The organism is Anoxybacillus tepidamans PS2 (genome assembly GCF_000620165.1).
Classification (GTDB): domain Bacteria; phylum Bacillota; class Bacilli; order Bacillales; family Anoxybacillaceae; genus Anoxybacteroides; species Anoxybacteroides tepidamans_A.
Genome location: NZ_JHVN01000001.1, coordinates 483,499 through 498,346, shown reverse-complemented (window position 1 = coordinate 498,346; position 14,848 = coordinate 483,499). Strand labels below are relative to the sequence as shown.

The 14,848-nt window shown below is 40.7% G+C and carries 16 protein-coding genes; 15 read left to right on the top strand and 1 reads right to left on the bottom strand.

All coding sequences use genetic code 11. From position 1 onward, the window contains the following. The first annotated feature begins 20 nt into the window (after window positions 1-20). From noc to N667_RS0102665, 4 genes are all read left to right on the top strand, one after another. On the top strand, window positions 21-866 hold the full coding sequence (gene noc, locus N667_RS0102680; RefSeq protein ID WP_027408138.1) for a nucleoid occlusion protein: 846 nt from the start codon (window positions 21-23) through the stop codon (window positions 864-866). Window positions 867-1,006: 140 nt separating this feature from the next. Next, a complete protein-coding gene (locus N667_RS0102675) occupies window positions 1,007-1,768 on the top strand; it encodes a ParA family protein (protein ID WP_027408137.1) in 762 nt (253 codons plus the stop codon). Continuing rightward, a complete protein-coding gene (locus N667_RS0102670; protein ID WP_027408136.1) occupies window positions 1,761-2,615 on the top strand; it encodes a ParB/RepB/Spo0J family partition protein in 855 nt (284 codons plus the stop codon). The genes N667_RS0102675 and N667_RS0102670 overlap by 8 nt, the downstream gene beginning before the upstream one ends. Window positions 2,616-2,659: 44 nt before the next feature. Further along, window positions 2,660-3,361, top strand: a complete 702-nt coding sequence (locus N667_RS0102665) for a DUF554 domain-containing protein (protein ID WP_027408135.1) — start codon at window positions 2,660-2,662, stop codon at window positions 3,359-3,361. 48 nt (window positions 3,362-3,409) lie between these two features. On the opposite strand, the gene yyaC is transcribed toward N667_RS0102665, so the two are convergent. Further along, window positions 3,410-4,033, bottom strand: a complete 624-nt coding sequence (gene yyaC, locus N667_RS0102660; protein ID WP_027408134.1) for a spore protease YyaC — start codon at window positions 4,031-4,033, stop codon at window positions 3,410-3,412. A 325-nt stretch (window positions 4,034-4,358) separates the two neighbouring features. On the opposite strand from yyaC, the gene N667_RS0102655 reads away from it, so the two are divergent. The 11 genes from N667_RS0102655 to dnaB all read left to right on the top strand — a co-directional run bounded on the left by N667_RS0102655 (window position 4,359) and on the right by dnaB (window position 14,816). Next, window positions 4,359-5,258 (top strand): mechanosensitive ion channel family protein, encoded by a 900-nt coding sequence (locus tag N667_RS0102655; RefSeq protein ID WP_027408133.1) that lies wholly within the window; start codon window positions 4,359-4,361, stop codon window positions 5,256-5,258. A 15-nt stretch (window positions 5,259-5,273) separates the two neighbouring features. Further along, window positions 5,274-5,468, top strand: a complete 195-nt coding sequence (locus N667_RS0102650; protein WP_027408132.1) for a DUF951 domain-containing protein — start codon at window positions 5,274-5,276, stop codon at window positions 5,466-5,468. Window positions 5,469-5,504: 36 nt separating this feature from the next. Then, complete coding sequence (locus N667_RS0102645; RefSeq protein WP_027408131.1) at window positions 5,505-7,514, top strand: molybdopterin-dependent oxidoreductase; 2,010 nt, start codon at window positions 5,505-5,507, stop codon at window positions 7,512-7,514. Window positions 7,515-7,585: 71 nt separating this feature from the next. Beyond that, window positions 7,586-8,686: a redox-regulated ATPase YchF gene (ychF, locus tag N667_RS0102640; protein WP_027408130.1), complete on the top strand. Its 1,101-nt coding sequence runs from the start codon at window positions 7,586-7,588 to the stop codon at window positions 8,684-8,686. A 104-nt stretch (window positions 8,687-8,790) separates the two neighbouring features. Next, window positions 8,791-9,078 carry a 30S ribosomal protein S6 gene (gene rpsF, locus N667_RS0102635; RefSeq protein ID WP_027408129.1) on the top strand — a complete coding sequence of 96 codons (288 nt, stop codon included), beginning with the start codon at window positions 8,791-8,793 and terminating at the stop codon, window positions 9,076-9,078. Window positions 9,079-9,104: 26 nt separating this feature from the next. Further along, window positions 9,105-9,599 (top strand): single-stranded DNA-binding protein, encoded by a 495-nt coding sequence (gene ssb, locus N667_RS0102630; RefSeq protein ID WP_027408128.1) that lies wholly within the window; start codon window positions 9,105-9,107, stop codon window positions 9,597-9,599. 52 nt (window positions 9,600-9,651) lie between these two features. Further along, a complete protein-coding gene (gene rpsR / locus N667_RS0102625) occupies window positions 9,652-9,891 on the top strand; it encodes a 30S ribosomal protein S18 (RefSeq protein WP_332248955.1) in 240 nt (79 codons plus the stop codon). A gap of 69 nt (window positions 9,892-9,960) precedes the next feature. Continuing rightward, window positions 9,961-10,893 carry a YybS family protein gene (locus tag N667_RS0102620; RefSeq protein WP_027408126.1) on the top strand — a complete coding sequence of 311 codons (933 nt, stop codon included), beginning with the start codon at window positions 9,961-9,963 and terminating at the stop codon, window positions 10,891-10,893. 38 nt (window positions 10,894-10,931) lie between these two features. Beyond that, the gene (locus N667_RS0102615) at window positions 10,932-12,905 is read left to right on the top strand and encodes a DHH family phosphoesterase (RefSeq protein ID WP_027408125.1); all 1,974 of its coding nucleotides are present in this window, start codon (window positions 10,932-10,934) and stop codon (window positions 12,903-12,905) included. Then, window positions 12,902-13,351: a 50S ribosomal protein L9 gene (rplI, locus tag N667_RS0102610; protein ID WP_027408124.1), complete on the top strand. Its 450-nt coding sequence runs from the start codon at window positions 12,902-12,904 to the stop codon at window positions 13,349-13,351. The genes N667_RS0102615 and rplI overlap by 4 nt, the downstream gene beginning before the upstream one ends. 100 nt (window positions 13,352-13,451) lie before the next feature. Beyond that, a complete protein-coding gene (gene dnaB / locus N667_RS0102605; RefSeq protein ID WP_027408123.1) occupies window positions 13,452-14,816 on the top strand; it encodes a replicative DNA helicase in 1,365 nt (454 codons plus the stop codon). Window positions 14,817-14,848: the final 32 nt, after the last annotated feature.

The window sequence follows — 14,848 nt, the reverse complement described above, 5'->3', positions numbered from 1 at the left end:
TTTAAAGGTGGTGTAGGGGAATGAAGCATCCTTTTTCACGCTTCTTTAATTTCGGAGAAAAAGAGCAGGAAGAAATGATTGAAAAAAATGAAAGCGAGGAAGTTAGAAAAATTCCGGTTTCACAAATTGTACCGAACCGCTTTCAGCCGCGTACAATTTTTGACGATGAAAAAATTGCGGAGCTCGCTTTAACGATTCGAACGCATGGAATTATTCAACCAATTGTTGTCCGTGAATGTGAAGATGGAAAATTTGAAATCATTGCTGGGGAACGGCGTTGGCGTGCTGTCCAAACATTGGGATGGACAGAAATCCCTGCGATTATTAAAAATTTAAATGACAAGGAAACGGCTTCGGTGGCGCTGATCGAAAACTTGCAGCGGGAAGAACTGACTCCAATCGAGGAAGCAATGGCATACGCTAAGCTATTAGAATTGCACCATTTAACACAAGAAGCACTTGCTCAGCGATTAGGAAAAGGCCAGTCGACAATCGCGAATAAACTTCGATTGTTAAAGTTGCCCCAAGAAGTGCAAGAGGCGCTTTTGCAGCGGACAATTACTGAAAGGCACGCCCGAGCACTTATCGTGCTAAAAGACCAAGAAAAACAATTGAAACTATTAAAAGAAATTATTGAAAAGCAATTGAATGTGAAACAGACGGAAGACCGTGTGCTAAAAATGTTAGAGGCAAGCCAAACGAAACCGAAACCAAAGCGAAAAGCTTTTAGCAAAGATATGAGAATTGCTGTTAACACTATTCGCCAATCGTTAGCCATGGTGGCTGATAGTGGACTTTCTGTTGACTCGGAAGAAGAAGAATTTGAAGACTACTATCAAATTACGATTCGTATTCCTAAAAAATAGCTGGTTGTGTAAAGACCTCATCATAGTAGATGTGATGAGGTCTTTTGTTTCATTCAATTTATAGAAAATACATCCATTTCTTTTGTTTCGTGTTACAATAAAACATATAAGTAAGTACGAAATCAGGGGTAGGTGTCATCGTGGGCAAAGTTATTGCAATTGCAAATCAAAAAGGCGGAGTAGGCAAAACGACAACAGCTGTTAATTTGGCCGCTTGCTTGGCACATATCGGAAAAAAAGTACTGCTTGTTGATATCGATCCTCAAGGAAATGCAACGAGCGGTATCGGTATTGAAAAAGGCGATGTCGATGAGTGCATTTATAATGTTCTTGTAGAAAATATGAAAGCGAAAGACGTTATTAGGCCTACTAACATTGAAAATTTATATATGATTCCAGCCACGATTCAGTTAGCCGGGGCGGAAATTGAGCTGGTTTCGGTCGTTTCACGGGAGATCTTATTAAAAAATGCCCTTGAGCCTTTAAAAAGCCAATACGATTTTATTTTAATTGATTGTCCCCCTTCATTGGGGTTATTGACGTTAAATGCTTTAACAGCTGCTGATGCAGTGCTGATTCCTGTACAATGTGAATATTATGCCCTTGAAGGTTTGAGCCAGCTGTTAAATACGATTCGGCTTGTACAAAGGCATTTAAACACACAATTAAGACTTGAAGGTGTCGTCCTAACGATGTTGGATGCGCGGACGAATTTAGGTCTTCAAGTCATTCAGGAGGTTAAAAAATACTTCCGCGAAAAAGTATATGATACGATTATTCCGCGAAATGTTCGGTTAAGCGAAGCGCCGAGCCATGGAAAACCAATTATTCTTTATGATGTGCGTTCGAAGGGGGCAGAAGTATACTTAGAACTGGCACGGGAGGTGTTAGAACGTGGCTAAAGGATTAGGAAAAGGCATTAATGCGCTGTTTTCCAATTTAGAAATAAGCGAAGGCGAATCAATACAAGAAGTCAATATTAAAGAATTGCGACCCAATCCTTATCAACCGCGGCAAACATTTCGTACGGAAGCGATTGAAGAATTAAAGCAGTCGATCATCCAGCATGGGATTTTACAGCCATTGATTGTCCGAAAAAGCATCAAAGGATATGAAATTGTTGTAGGGGAACGGCGCTATCGTGCCGCTAAAGAGGCAAAGTTAAAAACAGTACCCGTTGTTGTTCGCAACTTAACTGAGCAGCAAATGATGGAATTTGCGCTGCTTGAAAATTTACAAAGGGAAGATTTGACGCCAATTGAAGAGGCGTTAGCGTATCAAACATTAATGGAACACCTTCAATTAACTCAAGAGGAGATAGCCCAACGCATTGGGAAGAGTCGCCCTCACGTAGCTAATCATCTGCGATTATTATCTTTGCCAAAAGAGATACAAGATCTTATTAAAGATGGAACTCTATCTATGGGACATGGACGAGCCCTGGTAGGATTAAAGAAAAAAGAAAAAATGAAAGCCATTGTTGATAAAATTGTCTCCGAACAACTAAATGTCCGCCAACTTGAAAAGTTGATCCAAGAAACAAATCAAAATGTTTCACGTGAAACAACAAAAGCGAAGAAAGAAAAGAGCGTTTTTGTTAAACAAAGTGAATCATTATTAAGAGAAAAATTCGGGACAAATGTAACAATTAAAAAAAATCGGAAAAAAGGAAAGATTGAAATTGAATTTTTTTCCGACGATGATTTAGAGAGAATTTTACAATTACTGAATGTTAAATTTGATGAATAGCCATCATCTTTTGATGGTTTTATTTTTTTAAGGGGGAATACCATTTGATACTGCTAGGAACAATCGCGAACGGAATCTGTATTATTATAGGAGCATTATTAGGAAAAATATTTCATCGTATTCCCGAACGAATGAAAATGACAGTCATGAGCGGAATTGGCTTGGCGGTGATGTTATTGGGGATACAAATGGGATTAAAGAGCGAGAATTTTCTCATTGTTATTTGCAGCCTTGTATTTGGCGGTATTTTGGGAGAGCTATGGAATCTTGACGATCAATTAAATAAACTCGGTCATTGGTTAGAAAGAAAAGTCGGAGGCAGTGAACAAGGCAGTATTTCCAAAGGATTTGTTGCAGCCACATTGCTGTTTGTCATCGGGGCTATGGCCATTATTGGGGCATTGGATAGTGGTTTACGGGGCGATCATCGTGTGTTATATACGAAATCAATTATTGATGGATTTACAAGCGTCATTTTAACAACGACCCTCGGAATAGGTGTTATTTTTTCTGCCATTCCAGTCATGTTGTATGAGGGAACAATCGCTCTATTATCTACTCAAATTCAAGTATGGGTGCCAAAAGAGTTGATGGATTCGTTCATTTCCGAATCGACAGCAACGGGCGGTATTTTAATTACGGCTATCGGTTTAAATTTATTAGGAGTAACATCGATTCGAGTAGCCAATTTGCTTCCAAGTATCATTATAACGGCTGTTGCTGTAACAATAATGTATTTTTGGTAAACAAAAAATCCCTTCTTGTTACTTGTAACAAAGAGGGGATTTTCTAGTTTAAAATGATTTATATTGTTCTTGTTTTATCGTTAAATTTGATAAATATTCTTTTCGTTTGAAATGTCGATCGGCCTCGTATATGCCGTTGGCAATAGTTTTAGCCATACTCATTACTAAATGAAGACGTGTATTCTGTAAAACAAAAAATTCCATAAATCCACTGACATTTACAACACCTGTAATATGGAAATCACCAACGGGAGGAAGTTGCTTATTTACGCCAGCTCCTGGTCGTACAGGTCCCTCGGCAATTGTGATGGCTCCAACACTTTTTAGTCGCCCTAAACAAGCGTCAATTGCAACCATAGAGCTATTTTTATGAAGGGAGCGAATTTCAGCGACTTTTTCTTCTAAATTGACTGCATGAATTGGTTCTTCCAATGTGCCATAGACTTGAAAATATGATAAGTTTTTTTCTTTTAACATCGTTCCGACAAGGGGGCCGAGTGCGTCCCCTGTTGAACGATCGGTTCCGATACAGACGATTGCTACTGGTTGTGTTAAAGATGAGGGAAGCAATGAAATAAGACGACCCGCTATTAAAGTGGCGGCACCTTGTTCATCATAGAAAACTCGTTCTTTTTCATTTTTGGAATGAAAAAAAATCGAAGGTATACTCATAGTATTCACTCCTGATATCGGTTAAGTATTAAACAGTATACGGAAAAAACAGAATTTATATACATCTTAGTTATAGCTTATTGCTTGCAAAAGGGTAGGAACGAGGCGGAAGGTTGATTGAGTATATAGTGAGGTGTACTATACGAACTTTACTTGAAGCCTAAGTATTTGTTCTTACCCAAAAGACGAAATATTAAAGAATTTATATAAATGGTCCCCCTTGCTTGCGGAATGCTACAAATCCATTTGAAATCTTGGTACAATGATTCATAGTGTATCGTACCTGCAAAGGAGTAATTTAACGTATGTCGAGGTGAAACAAAAGGTGAAGAGTGCAAAAACTTTTTATGACTATCTTCTTTCATTTTTGTCCAATGAAGATTTTTGGTTGCGTCTTGGCGGCGGAATCTTGAGAATAATAACGATTATGATTATTGCAATGGTTGCATCAAAAGTATTAAAGATTGCCGTCCACAATATTTTTAAAGTGCGGCAAAAAGCGCCGATTCGCATTTCTGAACGAAGGGAAGCGACATTATTAAAATTGCTTGATAATGTGATTACATATGTGATTTATTTCATTGCGTTTGTGATGATTTTAGACACGGTTGGCGTAGAAGTTAGGACGCTGCTGGCAGGTGCGGGAATTGTTGGCGTTGCTCTCGGATTTGGCGCACAAAGCTTAGTGAGAGATGTCATTACAGGATTTTTTATTATTTTTGAGGATCAGTTTTCAGTAGGCGATTATGTCCGTATTGGCAATTTCGAAGGTTACGTAGAAGCGATTGGGTTAAGAGTGACGAAGATTAAAAGTTGGACAGGAGAAATTCATATCCTTCCGAATGGAAGTATTGCCCAAGTGACTAATTTTTCGCTGCATAATAGTGTAGCCGTTGTTGATGTGAGTGTCTCTTACGAAGGGGATCTTGAACGGGCAGAGGAAGCTATTCGTAATTTACTTACTGAACTTCCGGAGAAGTATGAAGATATGGTTGCGCCTCCTCAACTTTTAGGTATTCAGAATTTGACAAGTTCGGAGGTTGTACTTCGAGTGACTTGCGAAACAAAACCAATGCGCCATTTTTTTGTTGCTCGTGCGTTGCGTAAAGAAATTAAGCTTCGTTTAGATGAACAAGGCATCGAGATTCCATTTCCTCGGCTTGTTCTCTATAATCGCGAAGGGGAAGAAGAACCGGCACCTAAACGCTCAAAAGGAGATGCATAAAAAGGGGGATGAACGATGGAGAAAGAGTTTGGGTTGCATGATATTGTAGAGATGAAAAAGCCGCATCCGTGCGGGGTAAATCGCTGGAAAGTAATCCGTATGGGAGCGGATATTCGCATTAAATGTGAAGGTTGTGCACATAGTGTCCTGCTTCCTCGCAAAGAATTTGTTCGAAAGCTAAAAAAGGTGTTAGAAAAACATGAGGAGTAACTCCTCATGTTATTTGTATAAGGGGGATGAAGGATTATGGCGGAAGTTCATATTTCGTCCTGTCCTTTAAACTGCTGGGATACATGCGGATTTAAAGTGACGGTTGACGGCGGAAAGGTAATAAAAGTGGAGGGAGATGACCTTCATCCGATTACACAAGGAAAAATTTGTGGGCGAGGGCGAATGCTAGAGGCACGCACAAATTCGAAAGAAAGGTTGCTTTATCCTCTAAAAAAAGTGAACGGCGAATGGACTCGCGTTTCTTGGGAGCAAGCGTTAGACGAAATTGCAGAGAAAATGCGCAAGATTAAAAATAAATACGGAACAACCGCTGTTCTCCATAGTCACGACTATGCCAATAACGGGCTATTAAAAAATTTAGATCGACGCTTTTTTAATTGTTATGGAGGAGTCACTGAATTAACAGGGAGTCTTTGTTGGGGGGCAGGAATAGAGGCGCAAACATGGGATTTCGGAAACTCTTATAGCCACGCTCCCGAAGACATTTATAACAGCAAGCATGTCATCATATGGGGGCGAAATGTGGCGCGAACCAACATGCATTTATTCGGCCATCTCCAATCTGCGAAAAAGCAAGGGATAAAACTTGTTGTTATTGACCCTATTTTTAACCAAACAGCACAAATGGCTGATATGTATGTGTCAGTCACACCAGGAATGGATGGGTTCTTAGCGATCGGAATCATGAAAGAGTTGCTGCGCCTCGGACTAGAAGACCGGAATTTTATTGAGAACTATACAATCGGGTTTGAGGATGTCCAAACCTTATTGCAAAGTATTACAATAGAGGAAATTGAACAATTAACTGGAGTTGAACGCGATACGATTACTTCGTTAGCGTTTATATACGGAAACCGCCCAACGATGACATACCTAGGGCTTGGAATGCAACGATATGCCAATGGTGGAAATACGATTCGACTTATTGATGCGTTAGTAGCAATGAGTGGGAATATCGGCATTCGTGGGGGCGGGGCCAATTTTGGCAATTTACAAGTTGGGCAAAGCTTTAACATTGCTGCATTAACTTTACCAGAACGAAAGACAAAATCTCGAACATTCACCATGATGAAGCAGGCGGAAGGAATTTTGCAAGCGACCGATCCGGGAATAAAAATGATTATTGTTACTTGCGGTAATCCATTGACCCAAGTACCAAACACGAATGTTGTTAAAAGAGCGTTTCAGTCAGTGGAAACAGTCGTTGTTTTGGAACAGTTTATGACCGATACGGCGCAATTGGCCGACTATGTGCTGCCAACGACAACTGTATTTGAAGAAGAGGACATTTATTATTCGTCCATGTATCACGCTTATGTCAATTACGGACCAGCGCTTGTACAGCCGCCGGGAGAGGCGAAACCGGATCTTTGGATATGGACGCAATTAGCGAATCGATTAGGTTTTGGCGCCGATTTTTCTTTTTCAAGGGACGAATTTTTGCAAATGGGGCTCAGCGGTCTTGAAAAGTACGGTATTACACTAGAAAGACTGAAAAAAGAAAAACATTTACTTCTCCCGGTAAAACCGGTACCATGGGACGATTACACATTCCAAACACCAAGCGGCAAATTTGAATTTACATCTTTGTTGGCTAAGAAGAAAGGAATAGACGGACAACTTAAAATGATGTATCCTGCTGAGTCGGAAGCGGAAAACAAGGAACTAGCGAAAAAATATCCGTATCGCTTGTTAACGATTCATCCGCTTCGTTCCAATCATTCGCAGCACTACCATTTAATTGAGTCGATGCAGTCGATTAAAATTGAAGTATCTCGAGATATCGCGGAGGAAAAAGGATTAGAAGATGGCGACAAAGCAAAAGTGTTCAATGATCGTGGTCAGCTTGTGGGAACAGTGAAAATTTTAAAGAAAGCCCATAGAAAAGTTATCAATATCGATGAGGGCCAATGGGAAAAATTTGGGGGAAGCGTCAATGTATTGACGTCTGACCGGGAATCGGACAACGGCCAAGGGAGCACGCTCTATGATTGTTTAGTAAACATTGAGAAAATAAGCGAATGAACGTGCTTGTCATTTCGTTTTTTAGTATCTATAATGAGGAAAGATGTTGACGGTTAAGAGGAGTGGAAACAATGGGATTAACAGCAGGAATCGTTGGTTTGCCGAACGTTGGGAAGTCAACGTTATTTAACGCGATTACAAAAGCAGGGGCGGAGTCTGCCAACTATCCGTTTTGTACGATTGAACCGAACGTTGGGGTTGTCGAGGTGCCGGATGAACGGCTTAAAAAATTAACAGAATTGGTCAATCCGAAAAAGACAGTACCTACTGTATTTGAATTTACCGATATCGCCGGCATTGTAAAAGGGGCGAGTAAGGGTGAAGGATTAGGAAATAAATTTTTATCGCATATTCGCCAAGTCGATGCGATTTGTCAAGTCGTTCGCTGTTTTGCTGATGAAAACATTACGCATGTAGCAGGGAAAGTCGATCCGCTCGCCGATATTGAGACAATTAACTTGGAGCTTATTTTGGCGGATCTTGAAACAGTCGATAAACGAATCGACCGCGTTGGCAAGCTGGCAAAGCAAAAAGATAAAGATGCAGCTTTCGAATATGACATTCTTGTTCGTTTAAAAGAGACGTTCGAAGCGGGAAAAGCAGCCCGCACATTGTCGTTTACAGAAGAAGAAATGAAAATCGTCAAGCAGCTTCACTTATTAACGATTAAACCAATGCTGTATGTTGCTAACGTAGGTGAAGAAGATCTAGCCAATCCAGAGCAAAATCCATTTGTTCAGCAAGTGCGCGAATTCGCAAAAGACGATCATGCTGAAGTGATCGTTGTTTGTGCAAAGGTGGAAGAGGAAATTGCTCAATTGGACGACGAAGAAAAACAAATGTTTTTACAGGAGCTAGGCATTGAGCAATCGGGCTTGGATCAGTTAATTCGTGCGGCATACAGTTTATTAGGTTTAGCGACTTATTTCACAGCGGGCGAACAAGAGGTGCGGGCATGGACGTTCCGTAAAGGAATGAAGGCCCCACAATGCGCTGGAATTATACATTCCGATTTTGAACGTGGGTTTATTCGTGCTGAAACTGTTTCTTATGACGATTTAATCGCTTGCGGCTCGATGGCAGCGGCGCGCGAGGCCGGAAAAGTGCGCTTAGAAGGAAAAGATTATGAAGTACAAGACGGCGATATTATGCATTTTCGCTTTAATGTATAGTATTGCATCCGTCTTGTGGCCGTGATATAATCAGAAAATGTGAGTAATGTATATTGCTCCTTGCTCTTTTATAGAGCCGTTTAGACCAAAAGGAGGTGACTCGGATGAGAAAGTACGAAATTATGTATATTATCCGCCCAAACATGGATGATGAAGGAAAAAAAGCGGTTGTTGAGCGTTTCAATAACATCTTAACAGAAAATGGTGCGGAAATTACAAACGTGAAAGAATGGGGTAAGCGTCGTTTAGCTTACGAAATCAAAGATTTCCGTGACGGTTACTACATGATCTTAAACGTTATGTCTGAGCCAAAAGCGGTACAAGAATTTGACCGTTTAGCGAAAATCAGCGAAGACATCATTCGTCATATTGTTGTAAAAGAGGAAGAATAATTCCGAAATCTTAAGGAGTGGTTCTGATGATTAACCGCGTAATTCTTGTAGGGAGACTTACAAGAGATCCAGAATTGCGCTATACTCCAAGTGGAGTAGCTGTTGCCACGTTCACGTTGGCTGTCAATCGCCCTTTTACAAATCAACAAGGCGAGCGTGAGGCCGATTTTATTAACTGCGTCGTTTGGCGCCGTCCCGCAGAAAATGTAGCAAACTTCTTGAAAAAAGGGAGTTTGGCAGGAGTCGACGGACGACTGCAAACGAGAAGCTACGAAGGTCAAGATGGAAAACGTGTGTACGTAACCGAAGTGGTTGCTGATAGTGTTCAATTTCTTGAACCTAAGGGTGGAACAGAGCAACGTGGTACAACAGCAGGTGGCTATCATGGAGAGCCATACCCATTTGGACCAAGTCAGAACCCACGTCACACAAACGATCAAGGCTTTAGTCGCATCGATGAAGATCCGTTTGCTCATGATGGACAACCAATTGATATCTCCGATGACGACTTGCCGTTTTAATAAAAAAGTAAGCAAAGTTCGGATATGATCATGAAAAAAGGAAGGAGGATTCATAATGGCAGGACGCAAAGGCGGACGTGCAAAACGTCGTAAAGTTTGCTATTTCACAGCGAACGGAATTACTCATATCGACTATAAAGATGTTGATACATTAAAGAAATTTATTTCTGAGCGCGGGAAAATTTTACCTCGCCGTGTAACAGGCACAAGCGCAAAATATCAACGTAAATTAACAGTAGCAATTAAACGCGCACGTCAAATGGCATTGTTGCCATATGTAGCAGGCGAATAAGAAAAAAAGCAGTAAGGGGGACAGTCCTTACTGCTTTTTTTGATGATGCGAGGAGGGGGGCATGAGCCGATGAGAAATACATATGTGCTGACAGAAGCAGCAATCCAGCTTGCTATTTTTATTGTGCTGTTTTTAGTATTTTTATATGTGCCGCTATTAAGTATGATTGTTCCTTTCTTTTTATCTCTTCCTTTCATCATTTTAACGATGCGGCGCGGCTATGGAGCGGGCCTCGTACTGCTTGTTGCAGCCATAATCCTTTCATCATGGATTGGTTCCTTTCTGTCTATGCTTGTTGCCGTCATGTTTGGAACGGTTGGAATTGTAATCGGTGTATTGCTCGTTAAACAAAAAAACCGTTATCTCATTTTAATGGTGACCACTTTAGTATTTTTAGTGAATCTGGTCGTTGATTACATCATTTCCGTTAAATTTTTTGGCATCGATATTATTGCGAAATCGATTACAATGCTGGATCATTCATTTCGTACGGCTTTTAATATTATGCAAGGAATGGGCCAAGAGGTTCCAAAACAGCTGCAAGAGTTCTTTCAGTTTGGATTGGAACTTTTAAAATATGTTACTCCGACGATGTTCGTTTTATCAGCACTAGCGGCTGCTTATTTGACAATTTTAGCATCTTCTCCTATTTTAAAGCGTTTGAACATGGCAACTGGAGCGTGGCCTCCATTTCGTCATCTTACGCTTCCAAAGCCTTTTTTGTGGTGCTATATGCTCGTCTTAATTGTCATGTTTTTCCCTTTAGAAAAAGGGACATTTGCCTTTATTATTGTTGTTAATTTTTATTTATTATTACAATTTTTGTTCTTAATTCAAGGATTCTCTTTCCTTTACTATGTAGCTGCTCAAAAAAGGATAGCAAAAGCGTTTGTTGTTATAGGAACGTTGTTTTGCTTTCTTTTTTGGTTTTTTACTTTCCGTGTTATTGCGCTATTAGGTATAATTGATGTAGGATTTGAATTACGGAAACGCATTCAATAGGCGAGTGAATTATTTTAATGATTTAGGAGCTGACATGAATGTCTCATTTTTATAAAAAGAAGGCATATCGCTACCCCCTTTATGCATTGACTGTTATCTCGTTCAGTTTAATAGGAATGTTGTCTTATTTTCAATGGATTTTGGGGCTAGCTAGCTTTTTGCTCCTCGTTTTTGTGCTTTATTATGTTATTAAATCGCAGCGGACGTTATATGCCGAACTTGAACAGTATATTTCCAATCTATCTCACCGCCTGAAAAAAGTCGGGGAAGAGGCATTGATGGAAATGCCGATTGGAATTATGCTTATCAATGACGATTATGTTATTGAATGGACAAACATATTTTTAACGTCCTGCTTTGGGGAGCAGACATTAGTTGGTCGTTCATTATACGATGTCGCTGAACAATTAGTTCCGCTTCTTAAGCAAGAAATTGATACAGAAATGATTGATATTCACGAAAGAAAGTTTAAAGTTATTATCAGGCGAGAAGAAAAGCTTCTCTACTTCTTTGATGTCACAGATCAAGTGGAAATTGAAAAACAATATGAAGCAGAAAGAATTGTGTTAGGGATTATTTTTCTTGATAACTATGATGAAATCACACAGGGAATGGACGACCAGTCAAAAAGTCAGCTTAATAGCCAAGTGACATCTACATTAAACAAATGGGCAAACGATTACGGACTATTTCTCAAAAGAACATCTTCCGACCGTTTTGTGGCTGTTTTAAATGAGCGAATTTTGCAGCAGCTTGAAAAAAATAAATTTGCGATTTTAGATGAAGTACGTGAACAAACAATGAAGAATAACATTCAACTGACGTTAAGCATTGGGATCGGGACAGGTGTTTCTTCATTGCCTGAGTTAGGGGCTTTGGCGCAATCGGGTTTAGATTTAGCGCTAGGTCGTGGGGGAGACCAGGTAACGATTAAACAAGCGAACGGGAAAGTAAAGTTCTATGGCGGAAAAACCAATCCAATGGAAAAGCGCACAAGGGTGCGTGCACGTGTGATTTCTCACGCTTTAAAAGAATTAATTATTGACAGCGATAAAATTATGATTATGGGACATAAATATCCGGACATGGATGCGTTAGGGGCGGCGATCGGTGTTTTAAAACTTGTTCAGCTCAATCAAAAAGAGGGATTTATTGTTCTTGACACGAATCATATTGATTCTGGTGCGCAACGGTTGGTTGAAGAAATTAAAAGCCACCCTGAACTTTGGTCTCGGTTTATCCAACCGGAGCAAGCTCTTGAATTAATAACTGATGATACTTTGCTTGTTGTTGTTGATACTCATCGCCCTTCATTGGTGATTGAAGAAAAGTTGGTTTTTCGTACTGATCATATTGTTGTTATTGACCATCACCGTCGAGGGGAAGAATTTATCGAAAATCCGCTTCTTGTATATATGGAACCTTACGCGTCCTCAACGTCCGAACTTGTTACCGAACTGCTTGAGTATCAGCCGCAACGGATGAAACTGACGATGCTAGAGGCTACGGCGCTGCTTGCAGGTATCGTTGTCGACACGAAAAGCTTCACTTTGCGGACCGGCTCTCGCACGTTTGATGCCGCTTCATATTTGCGTGCTCAAGGGGCAGATACTGTATTAGTGCAAAAGTTGTTAAAAGAGAATATGGCCAATTATGTAAAAAGGGCAAAAATCATTGAAAATGCTACAATTAGCGCGAGAGGCATCGCAATTGCTAAAGGAAAACCAAATGAGACATACGATCAAGTTTTGATTGCTCAAGCAGCTGATACACTCTTGACGCTTAATGGAGTGGTCGCATCTTTTGTCATTTCCAAACGAACTGACGAAAAGATCGGCATTAGTGCACGATCGTTAGGAGACATTAACGTTCAGGTTATCATGGAAAGTTTAGGGGGAGGCGGGCATTTGACAAATGCCGCAGTTCAGCTTGCCAATGTCACGGTTGAGGAAGCGGAACGCCGTTTGCGGGCAGCGATTGATGAGTATTTGGAAGGAGGCAAAAAATCATGAAAGTCATTTTTCTAAAAGATGTAAAAGGAAAAGGGAAAAAAGGCGAGATTAAGAACGTCGCAGACGGTTATGCGCAAAACTTTCTTTTTAAACAAGGACTTGCTATTGAGGCAACCCCAGCGAATTTAAAAGCGCTCGAAGCGCAAAAGAACAAAGAAAAACGTCAAGCGGAAGAAGAATTAGCAAAAGCCAAGCAGCTTAAGGAACGATTGGAGACATTGACTGTTCAACTGTCCGCAAAAGCTGGGGAAGGAGGCCGTTTATTCGGTTCTATTACAAGCAAGCAAATAGCTGAAGCGCTTCAAAGCCAACATCAAATCAAGGTAGATAAACGTAAAATCGAGTTGGCAGATGCTATTCGGGCTTTAGGATATACGAACGTACCAGTGAAGCTTCATCCAGAGGTAACAGCGACATTGAAAGTACATGTAATTGAACAAAAATAATTAATGCAAAATGTGATTTTTATGGAGGAGATTCTCCATATGATCACATTTTTCTTATGACTTGTTAATGTCGAATATCATCGAAAAGGTGGTGAAGGAGATGGACGACTTATTTACTGAGCGCATTCCTCCACAAAACATTGAAGCGGAACAGGCGGTACTGGGAGCTATTTTTCTCGATCCTTCCGCTTTAACATCAGCGTCTGAAATTTTAATACCAGAAGATTTTTATCGTGCGGCCCACCAAAAAATTTTCAATGCGATGTTAAAAGTAGCCGACAAAGGAGAACCGGTTGACTTAGTCACAGTCACGGCCGAGTTAGCCGATGCCAAAACGCTTGAAGAAGTCGGGGGAGTGTCATATTTAAGTGAATTGGCGGATGCGGTCCCTACTGCTGCAAATGTAGAATATTATGCCCGGATTGTTGAAGAAAAGTCGATTTTACGGCGCTTGATTCGCACTGCAACCTCTATTGCCCAAGATAGTTATACTCGTGAAGATGAAGTCGACGTTTTATTGACCGAGGCCGAAAAGAAAATTATGGAGGTATCGCAGCGAAAGCATTCCGGTACGTTCCAAAATATAAAAGATGTACTTGTTCAAGCGTATGATAACATTGAAATGCTCCATAATCGTAAAGGTGAAATTACAGGCATCCCTACAGGATTTACTGAACTTGATCGTATGACAGCCGGATTTCAGCGCAGCGATTTAATTATTGTCGCCGCCCGCCCTTCCGTCGGAAAAACGGCCTTTGCGCTAAATATTGCACAAAATGTAGCTACGAAGACGAATGAAAATGTAGCGATTTTTAGTTTAGAGATGAGCGCTCAGCAGCTAGTGATGCGTATGCTGTGCGCCGAAGGCAATATTAATGCGCAAAATTTGCGGACTGGAAAACTGACTCCTGAAGACTGGGGAAAATTGACGATGGCGATGGGAAGCCTGTCAAATGCGGGTATTTATATTGATGACACTCCAAGTATTCGCGTCAGTGAGATTCGAGCAAAATGTCGCCGCCTAAAGCAAGAAAGCGGCCTAGGGATGGTGCTGATTGACTATTTACAACTAATTCAAGGGAGCGGACGAAACAAGGAGAACCGCCAGCAAGAGGTATCAGAGATTTCCCGTGCGTTAAAGGCGCTCGCCCGCGAGTTGGAAGTGCCTGTTATTGCTTTATCACAGCTTTCTCGCAGCGTCGAGCAGCGACAAGATAAGCGGCCAATGATGTCCGATATTCGTGAATCTGGAAGTATCGAACAGGATGCTGATATTGTGGCGTTTTTATATCGTGATGATTACTATGATAAAGATTCGGAAAACAAAAATATTATTGAAATCATTATTGCTAAGCAGCGGAATGGCCCTGTCGGCACCGTACAGCTAGCGTTTATTAAAGAATATAATAAATTTGTGAATTTAGAACGGCGATTTGATGACGCGCAAATTCCGCCTGGAGCCTAAATCTGTTAATCAAAAAGGCAACGAATAATCTT

Bases quoted from the DNA above. Each gene is read 5' to 3' on its own strand.
- ychF (WP_027408130.1), top strand. From the start codon at position 7,586: ATGGGATTAACAGCAGGAATCGTTGGTTTGCCGAACGTTGGGAAGTCA.
- N667_RS0102615 (WP_027408125.1), top strand. From the start codon at position 10,932: ATGTCTCATTTTTATAAAAAGAAGGCATATCGCTACCCCCTTTATGCA.
- rplI (WP_027408124.1), top strand. From the start codon at position 12,902: ATGAAAGTCATTTTTCTAAAAGATGTAAAAGGAAAAGGGAAAAAAGGC.
- rpsF (WP_027408129.1), top strand. From the start codon at position 8,791: ATGAGAAAGTACGAAATTATGTATATTATCCGCCCAAACATGGATGAT.
- noc (WP_027408138.1), top strand. From the start codon at position 21: ATGAAGCATCCTTTTTCACGCTTCTTTAATTTCGGAGAAAAAGAGCAG.
- N667_RS0102620 (WP_027408126.1), top strand. From the start codon at position 9,961: ATGAGAAATACATATGTGCTGACAGAAGCAGCAATCCAGCTTGCTATT.
- N667_RS0102650 (WP_027408132.1), top strand. From the start codon at position 5,274: ATGGAGAAAGAGTTTGGGTTGCATGATATTGTAGAGATGAAAAAGCCG.
- dnaB (WP_027408123.1), top strand. From the start codon at position 13,452: ATGGACGACTTATTTACTGAGCGCATTCCTCCACAAAACATTGAAGCG.
- N667_RS0102645 (WP_027408131.1), top strand. From the start codon at position 5,505: ATGGCGGAAGTTCATATTTCGTCCTGTCCTTTAAACTGCTGGGATACA.
- ssb (WP_027408128.1), top strand. From the start codon at position 9,105: ATGATTAACCGCGTAATTCTTGTAGGGAGACTTACAAGAGATCCAGAA.
- yyaC (WP_027408134.1), bottom strand. From the start codon at position 4,033: ATGAGTATACCTTCGATTTTTTTTCATTCCAAAAATGAAAAAGAACGA.